An 8,463-nucleotide genomic window follows, 5' to 3' on the forward strand; every position below is an offset into this window, starting at 1 on the left:
TTGCAACGGCGCGTCTCATTGAACGGCCCACAGTGGCACGTCCACGCTTCCAGACAACTGCTCTGGGTCAAGGCTTTTCCGGGTTTTCCAACGGATTGGCACAGGCCGTGCTGAGTGCCTTGCAGCTGGCCTGATCCAGCCTTTTGTGTGTCGAGACAACCTGGAGAACAACAAGATGTCCACTCACCTGTCCACCGATCAACTGCTCCATGCCTACACCGTGATGCGCACCATCCGTGATTTCGAAGAACGCCTGCACGTGGAATTCGCCACCGGCGAGATTCCCGGTTTCGTGCATTTGTATGCCGGCCAGGAGGCCAGCGCCGCCGGGGTCATGGCCCACCTCAACGATGAAGATTGCATCGCCTCCAACCACCGTGGCCACGGCCATTGCATCGCCAAGGGCGTGGATGTGTTCGGCATGATGGCCGAGATCTACGGCAAGAAGACCGGCGTCTGCGGCGGCAAGGGCGGCTCCATGCACATCGCCGACCAGGAGAAGGGCATGCTCGGCGCCAACGGCATTGTGGGTGCCGGGGCGCCGCTGGCAGCCGGTGCGGCGCTGGCGGCCAAGCTCAAGGGCAGCGCGGGTGTGGCGGTCGCGTTTTTCGGCGACGGCGGCTCCAACGAGGGCGCGGTGTTTGAAGCGATGAACCTGGCCTCGATCATGAACCTGCCGTGCCTGTTCGTGGCCGAGAACAACGGATATGCCGAAGCCACCGGGTCCGGCTGGTCGGTGGCCTGCAAGGACATTGCCGAGCGTGCCGTGGGTTTTGGCATGCCGGGGGTGATTGTCGACGGCAACGACTTTTTTGCCGTGCACGCCGCCCTCGGCGTCGCGGTAGAGCGTGCCCGCAGCGGTAAAGGGCCGACGCTGGTGGAGGTCAAACTGAGCCGTTTCTACGGCCACTTCGAAGGCGATGCGCAAACCTATCGCGGCCCGGACGAAGTGAAAAACCTGCGGGAAACCGGCGACTGCCTGAGCCTGTTTCGCCAGCGCTGCACCGCCGAAGGCTGGCTCGACGCGGCTCAGTTCGAACGCATCGACACCGAAGTCGCGCAGCTGATCGAAGACGCCGTGCGCCTGGCCAAGTCCGATCCCAAACCCCAGGCCGCCGACCTGCTCAGCGATGTCTACGTCGCCTACCGCTAACCGCCACCCACTACAAAAACAATCCGTGGAGAAGTCATCATGGCTAGAAAAATCAGCTATCAGCAGGCAATCAACGAAGCCCTGGCCCAGGAAATGCGCCGCGACCAGAGCGTGTTCATCATCGGCCAGGACGTGTCCGGCGGCACCGGTTCGCCCGGTGAACAGGACGCCTGGGGTGGCGTGCTCGGCGTCACCAAGGGCCTGTACCCGGAATTCCCCGACCGCGTGCTCGACGCGCCGCTCTCCGAGGTCGGCTATGTAGGCATGGCCGTCGGCGCCGCCACCCGAGGCATGCGCCCGGTGTGCGAATTGATGTTCGTCGACTTTATCGGCTGCTGCCTCGACCAGTTGCTCAACCAGGCGGCGAAGTTTCGCTATATGTTCGGTGGCAAGACCACCACGCCGCTGGTGGTGCGCGCCATGTACGGCGCCGGCCTGCGTGCGGCGGCCCAGCATTCGCAGATGCTCACTTCAATGTGGACGCATATTCCCGGGCTCAAGGTGGTGTGCCCGGCCACGCCCTATGACGCCAAGGGCATGCTGATCCAGGCGATCCGCGACAACGACCCGGTGATTTTTCTCGAACACAAAATGCTCTACAGCCTCCAGGGCGAAGTGCCGGAAGAGCTGTACACCGTGCCGTTCGGCGAAGCCAACTACGTGCGTGAAGGCAACGATGTAACCCTGGTGACCTACGGGCGCATGGTGCACATCGCCCTGGAAGCCGCCGCCAATCTGGCGCGCCAGGGCATCGACTGCGAAGTGTTGGACCTGCGCACCACCAGCCCGCTGGACGAAGACAGCATCCTTGAAAGCGTGGAGAAAACCGGGCGCCTGGTGGTGATCGACGAGTCCAACCCACGTTGCTCGATTGCCACGGACATCAGTGCATTGGTGGCGCAACGGGCGTTCGGCTTCCTGCGCGCGCCGATCGAAATGGTCACCGCGCCTCACACGCCGGTGCCGTTCTCCGATGCCCTGGAGGACCTGTACATCCCCAACGCGGCGAAGATCGAAGCTGCGGTGCTGAAGATCGCCGACAAGAGGAATGCCGCATGATCCATACACTGACCATGCCCAAGTGGGGGCTGTCGATGACCGAGGGCCGGGTTGATGTCTGGCTCAAGCAGCCGGGCGACCGGGTGGAGAAGGGTGAAGAGGTGCTGGATGTCGAGACCGACAAGATTTCCAGCAGTGTCGAGGCACCCTTCAGCGGGGTGCTGCGACGGGTGTTGGCCCAGAGCGATGAGACCTTGCCCGTGGGGGCATTGCTGGCAATCGTGGTGGAAGGCGAGGCCAGCGAGGCCGAGATTGATGGGGTGATCGAGGCGTTCCAGGCGGGGTTCGTTTCCAGTGCCGCCGAGGCGGAAGCCAGCGGCCCATCGGCACAGAAGGTCGAGGTGGGCGGGCGCCTGCTGCGCTATCTGGACCTCGGGGAGGGCGGCACACCGCTGGTGCTGGTGCACGGCTTTGGTGGCGACCTGAATAACTGGCTGTTCAATCACCCGGTGCTCGCGGCTGAGCGGCGGGTGATCGCCCTGGATTTGCCGGGGCATGGCGAGTCGGGCAAGTACCTGCAAACGGGCGAGCTTGAGGAGTTGAGCCAGGCGGTATTGGCACTGCTGGATTATCTGAAGGTTGACCGGGTACACCTCGCCGGGCATTCCATGGGCGGGCTGGTTTCCCTGAACCTCGCGCGGGTGGCACCGCAGCGTGTGGCGTCGTTGACCCTGATCGCCAGCGCTGGATTGGGTACGCAGATCAACAGTGATTACCTGCAAGGTTTTATCGACGCGAGCAATCGCAATGCACTCAAGCCGCAACTGGTGCAACTGTTCAGCGATCCGGCGCTGGTGACCCGGCAGATGCTGGAAGACATGCTCAAGTTCAAGCGCCTGGAGGGTGTGGAGCAGGCGTTGCGGCAGATCACCGGGGCGTTGTTCAGCGGTGGTCGGCAGTTGGTGGATTTGCGCAGTGTGGTGGGGCAGCAGCCGAGCCTGGTGATCTGGGGCAGTGAGGACGCAATCATCCCGGCGAGCCATGCCCATGGGTTGGACGCTCAGGTGGAGATACTGCCGGGGCAGGGGCATATGGTGCAGTTGGAGGCGGCGGAGCGAGTGAATCAGTTGATGCTGGCGTTTCTTCGGACCTGATCGTTCCCACGCTCCGCGTGGGAATGCCGCCCTGGACGCTCCGCGTCCCGAGGGTGACGCGGAGCGTCACAGGATGCATTCCCACGCGGAGCGTGGGAACGATCTTCAAGACCAGCGGTGTTTTTGGTGGCGCTTCAGGGTCTCGCTGGGCAACTCCTGAAACAACGCCCGATAACTGTTGGAAAAACGCCCCAAATGCCAGAACGACCAATTCATCGCCACCTCCGCCACGGTGGTGTCCACTGACGGCGGGCTCAACAACTCCCGCCGTGCACTGTTCAACCGGCGCAACCGCAACCACTGCGCCGGGCTCATCCCTGTATACGTCTTGAACCCGTGCTGCAACTGGCGCAACGGCACCCCGGCAATGCGCGCCAGTTGCAGCAGGTTGACGGTTTCATCCGGCACATCCGCCGCCCATTCGCCAATGCGCGCCATGATGATTCGCTCCTCGGTGCGTCGCTGCAATGAGCCCTTGTCGAGGCACACGCAGGCGTTGTCGAGGATGAACAGGCAGTCGTCCAGTAACTGCTGAGTCAGCGCATCACGACTCGGCGGGTCAAGCGTCGCCGACAGCCGCGTCAGCGTGCCGCTGAGCCAGCGGCTGAACAACGGGTTTTGCAGGGAGTTGAGCGGGGCCATGAACAACCCCTCCAGCTTCGCCACATCCAGACCATGGCGCTGGACAAACTGCGGCCCGAACACCACTGCCACTTCGCGGTAGTTTTCCGGGGTGATCCAGGTGTTGCGGCTTTCGCCATTGAGCACGTACAGCGCGTTGTCGCTGCCATCGAAACAGAACGCCAGGGAACCCGGCGGCGCGTTGAAGTTCTGCTCCACCCGGGTGTTCATCCGCTCTTCGTACACCTCGACACCTTGCAGGTCGAGGTAGCGGATCTGCCCGGCGAAATGCCCTGGGGACATCTGCTGGTACTGCTGCACCCAACCGGGTGTCGCACTGCATTGAGCGGCCACATCACCGGTGGTGAAGGCCTGTACGCGCAAAGCTGTTGCCTGTGTCATGGGTAACCTGGGCGCACTCTATTGGTGCGTTGTGGTTGGCGCAAAGTGGATAGATGCCGTTGGACGGCTGGCCCAAGATAGACCTCAATGCGCCGCGAGGGAAGCCCGCGGCGCAGCATCCAACCCATGACGAGGTCCTTATGAACGCCCCCTTCGATCAGCTGTCCGCCTGGCTGAAAGAACACAAGATTACCGAAGTCGAATGCGTGATCAGTGATTTGACTGGCATCGCACGCGGCAAGATTTCGCCCACCAACAAGTTCCTGCATGAGCGAGGCATGCGCCTGCCGGAAAGTGTGTTGCTGCAAACGGTAACCGGGGACTTTGTCGACGACGATATCTACTACGACCTGCTGGACCCGGCCGACATCGACATGATCTGCCGCCCGGTGTCCAACGCCACCTACGTGGTGCCATGGGCCATCGAGCCGACGGCCATCGTGATCCACGACACCTTCGACAAGCAGGGCAACCCCATCGAACTGTCGCCGCGCAACGTGCTGAAAAAGGTCCTGCAACTCTATACCGACCAGGGCTGGCAGCCGATTGTCGCGCCGGAGATGGAGTTCTACCTGACCCAGCGCTGCGAAGACCCGGACCTGCCGCTGAAGACCCCGCTGGGCCGTTCCGGTCGCGCCGAAAGTGGCCGCCAGTCGTTCTCCATCGACGCTGCCAACGAGTTCGACCCGCTGTTCGAAGACGTCTACGACTGGTGCGAAGCCCAGGGCCTGGACCTCGACACGCTGATCCATGAAGACGGCCCGGCGCAGATGGAAATCAACTTCCGCCACGGCGATGCCCTGGACCTGGCCGACCAGATCACCGTGTTCAAACGCACCCTGCGCGAGGCTGCACTCAAGCACAACGTGGCGGCCACCTTCATGGCCAAACCGGTGGCCGACGAGCCCGGCAGCGCCATGCACCTGCACCAGAGCGTGGTGGAGATCGCCACCGGCAAGCAGGTGTTTGTCGATGAGCACGGCAACAAGAGCCAACTGTTCCTCAACCACATCGGCGGCCTGCAGAAGTACATCCCCAAGCTGCTGCCGATGTTTGCGCCTAACGTCAACTCGTTCCGCCGCTTCCTGCCGGACACCTCGGCACCGGTCAACGTCGAGTGGGGCGAAGAAAACCGCACCGTCGGCCTGCGTGTACCGAGCTCCAGCCCCGACGCCATGCGCGTGGAAAACCGCCTGCCGGGCGCCGACGCCAACCCGTACCTGGCCATCGCTGCCAGCCTGTTGTGCGGCTACCTCGGCATGATCGAAAAGGTCGAGCCCAGCGCCCCGGTGGAAGGCCGCGCCTACGAGCGCCGCAACCTGAGGCTGCCGATCACCATCGAAGACGCCCTGGCGCGCATGGAAGAGTGCGACACCGTCAAGCAGTACCTGGGAGACAAGTTTGTGCGCGGCTACGTCGCGGTCAAGCGCGCCGAACACGAGAACTTCAAGCGGGTGATCAGCTCCTGGGAACGTGAGTTCCTGCTGCTGAGCGTCTGACGACTCGTCCGTAGCTTAGCGAGGCTGCGTCGGGCCCACCGCAATTGTGTCCGATACATCGCTACGCAGCCTCGCCAAGGCTCGACAGCTGCTACGGGCAGAATGGCTGGATGAATACATAAAAATCAATCAAGCAAAGGGGTGTCGATATGCGTCTGGTGAAAAAGCTTCTCCCGCTGGCCTTGGCGGCATTGTTCAGCAGCGCGGGCCACGCCGCGCAGACGGTCAGTGTGTACAACTGGACCGACTACATCGGTGAGACCACCTTGGCCGACTTCCAGGCCAAGACCGGGATCAAGGTGATCTACGACGTGTTCGACTCCAACGAAACCCTGGAAGGCAAACTGCTCGCCGGCCGTACCGGCTACGATGTGGTGGTGCCGTCCAACCACTTCCTGGCGCGCCAGGTAAAGGCCGGCGCGTTCCTCAAGCTGGACCGTTCGCAGCTACCCAACTTCAAGAACCTCGACCCCAAGCTGCTCAAACTGCTGGAGAAAAACGACCCGGGCAACGAGCATTCGGTGCCGTACCTGTGGGGCACCAACGGCATCGGCTATAACGTGGACAAGGTCAAGCAGGTGTTGGGCATCGACCATATCGATTCGTGGGCCGTGCTGTTTGAACCGGAGAACATCAAGAAGCTCCACGAGTGCGGCGTAGCATTCCTCGACTCGGCGGATGAACTGTTCCCGGCGATCCTCAACTACATGGGCAAGGACCCGCGCAGCGAGAATCCCGAAGACTACAAACAGGCCGAGGCCAAGCTGCTGACCCTGCGGCCGTACATCACTTATTTCCATTCCTCCAAGTACATCTCGGACCTGGCCAACGGTGATATCTGCGTCGCCTTCGGTTATTCCGGCGACGTGTTCCAGGCGGCCAACCGCGCCAAGGAAGCCAAGAACGGCGTGAACATCGCCTACTCGATCCCCAAGGAAGGCAGCAACCTGTGGTTCGACCTGCTGGCCATCCCGGCGGACGCCGCCAACCCGAAAGCCGCCCACGCCTTCATCAACTACTTGCTGGACCCTGAAGTGATCGCCAAGGTCAGCGCCAGCGTCGGCTACGCCAACCCGAACCCGGCGGCCAAGGCCTTCATGGCCCCCGAGCTGGTGAACAACCCCGAGATCTACCCGTCCCAGGAAGTGCTCGACAAACTCTACATTTCCACCACCCCGACGCCCGCCGTCATGCGCTTGATGACGCGGTCCTGGAGCAAAGTGAAGACCAACAAATGAACCGTTCCTCCTCCGACCACGCTCGTTCCTATTACCTGGCTTCGGCCAACGCCATGCCCCGGCGCCCAGCGCTGGGGGCTGACCTGACCGCCGATGTGTGTGTGATCGGCGGTGGGTTCACCGGGGTCAACACCGCCATCGAACTGGCCCAGCGCGGGCTGTCGGTGATCCTGCTGGAGGCCCGGCGGATTGGCTGGGGCGCCAGCGGGCGCAATGGCGGGCAGTTGATTCGCGGGATTGGGCATGACGTATCGGGCTTTGCCAGGTACGTGGGGGAGGAGGGCGTGCGTTACCTGCAGCAGGCCGGGATCGATTCGGTGGCGCTGGTGGGGGAGCGGATTCGCGAGCACGGGATTGACTGTGATTTGCGCTGGGGGTTTTGCGAGTTGGCGAATACGCCGGCGCAGTTTGCGGCGTTTCAGGGGGAGCTGGAGAGCCTGGCTGCCTTGGGGTATGCGCCTGAAACGCGGTTGGTGGCATCGCAGGATATGGCGCAGGTGGTTGGCTCAGGCTTGTATGCCGGTGGCCTGGTGGACATGGGCTCCGGGCATCTGCACCCGTTGAACCTGGTGCTGGGGGAGGCTGGAGTGGCCGAATCCCTTGGGGTGCGGATCTTTGAAGACAGCCCGGTGCTGGAGTTGATCCATGGCGACACGGTGCAGGTGCGTTGCGAGTTTGGCAGAGTGCGCGCCGGTAGCCTGGTGCTGGCGTGCAATGCGCATCTGGAGGAATTGGAGCCGAAGTTGAGCGGCAAGGTGTTGCCAGCGGGGAGCTACATCATTGCGACCGAGCCGCTGTCGGTTGGGGTGGCTGATCAGTTGATTCCGCAGAACCTGGCGTTGTGTGATCAGAAAGTGGGGTTGGATTATTACCGCCTTTCGGCGGATCGGCGGTTGTTGTTTGGGGGGGCTTGTCATTATTCGGGGCGTGATCCGGTGGATATCGCGGGGTATATGCGGCCGAAGATGCTCAAGGTTTTTCCGCAGTTGGCGAATACCGCGATTGAGTTTCAGTGGGGGGGGAAGATTGGGATTACGGCTAACCGGTTTCCGCAGGTGGGGCGGTTGAAGCAGCACCCGAATGTGTTTTATGCCCAGGGGTATTCGGGGCATGGCCTTAACGTGACGCATTGGTGTGCGCGGTTATTGGCGGAAGGAATTCATGCGGGGCAGAGTAAAGGGTTGGATATTTTCAGCCAGGTGCCGCATATGACGTTTCCCGGGGGGAAGGTGTTGCGTTCGCCGCTGTTGGCGTTGGGGATGTTGTGGTATCGGGTTCGGGAGATGGTGGGGTGATTGATTGGGTACATATCCGTTTCTTCGGTAACGGCCACCTATGGTTTCGCTCTTACAGCGAGTCACTTTGCAAAAGCGGCAAAGTAACCAAAACGCTCTGCC

7 protein-coding genes are annotated in these 8,463 nt (G+C 62.1%); 6 read left to right on the top strand and 1 reads right to left on the bottom strand.

Going from position 1 to position 8,463, the window contains the following annotated elements; translation table 11 throughout:
* Nucleotides 1-175: 175 nt before the first annotated feature.
* Genes HX839_RS30925 through HX839_RS30935 form a run of 3 tightly spaced genes read left to right on the top strand, consistent with a single transcriptional unit; the run spans nucleotide 176 to nucleotide 3,306 of the window.
* Nucleotides 176-1,153 (top strand): thiamine pyrophosphate-dependent dehydrogenase E1 component subunit alpha, encoded by a 978-nt coding sequence (locus tag HX839_RS30925; RefSeq protein ID WP_003219159.1) that lies wholly within the window; start codon nucleotides 176-178, stop codon nucleotides 1,151-1,153.
* Between the two features lie 39 nt (nucleotides 1,154-1,192).
* Nucleotides 1,193-2,212 carry an alpha-ketoacid dehydrogenase subunit beta gene (locus HX839_RS30930; RefSeq protein ID WP_003219158.1) on the top strand — a complete coding sequence of 340 codons (1,020 nt, stop codon included), beginning with the start codon at nucleotides 1,193-1,195 and terminating at the stop codon, nucleotides 2,210-2,212.
* Nucleotides 2,209-3,306 carry an acetoin dehydrogenase dihydrolipoyllysine-residue acetyltransferase subunit gene (locus HX839_RS30935; RefSeq protein ID WP_177068183.1) on the top strand — a complete coding sequence of 366 codons (1,098 nt, stop codon included), beginning with the start codon at nucleotides 2,209-2,211 and terminating at the stop codon, nucleotides 3,304-3,306. Before HX839_RS30930 ends, HX839_RS30935 begins: the two co-directional genes overlap by 4 nt.
* A gap of 105 nt (nucleotides 3,307-3,411) precedes the next feature.
* Here the strand turns inward: HX839_RS30935 and HX839_RS30940 are convergent, their stop codons facing one another.
* Nucleotides 3,412-4,329, bottom strand: coding sequence for a helix-turn-helix domain-containing protein (locus tag HX839_RS30940; RefSeq protein ID WP_177068184.1), 918 nt, complete (start codon nucleotides 4,327-4,329; stop codon nucleotides 3,412-3,414).
* A 140-nt stretch (nucleotides 4,330-4,469) separates the two neighbouring features.
* On the opposite strand from HX839_RS30940, the gene HX839_RS30945 reads away from it, so the two are divergent.
* The 3 genes from HX839_RS30945 (at nucleotide 4,470) to HX839_RS30955 (ending at nucleotide 8,361) form a co-directional block, all read left to right on the top strand.
* A complete protein-coding gene (locus tag HX839_RS30945) occupies nucleotides 4,470-5,828 on the top strand; it encodes a glutamine synthetase family protein (protein WP_003219154.1) in 1,359 nt (452 codons plus the stop codon).
* A gap of 149 nt (nucleotides 5,829-5,977) precedes the next feature.
* Nucleotides 5,978-7,066 (top strand): polyamine ABC transporter substrate-binding protein, encoded by a 1,089-nt coding sequence (locus tag HX839_RS30950; RefSeq protein ID WP_003219153.1) that lies wholly within the window; start codon nucleotides 5,978-5,980, stop codon nucleotides 7,064-7,066.
* Nucleotides 7,063-8,361, top strand: coding sequence for an FAD-binding oxidoreductase (locus tag HX839_RS30955; protein ID WP_177068185.1), 1,299 nt, complete (start codon nucleotides 7,063-7,065; stop codon nucleotides 8,359-8,361). The genes HX839_RS30950 and HX839_RS30955 overlap by 4 nt, the downstream gene beginning before the upstream one ends.
* Nucleotides 8,362-8,463: the final 102 nt, after the last annotated feature.

It is taken from the genome of Pseudomonas sp. I8001, assembly GCF_013385345.1.
Classification (GTDB): Bacteria; Pseudomonadota; Gammaproteobacteria; order Pseudomonadales; family Pseudomonadaceae; genus Aquipseudomonas.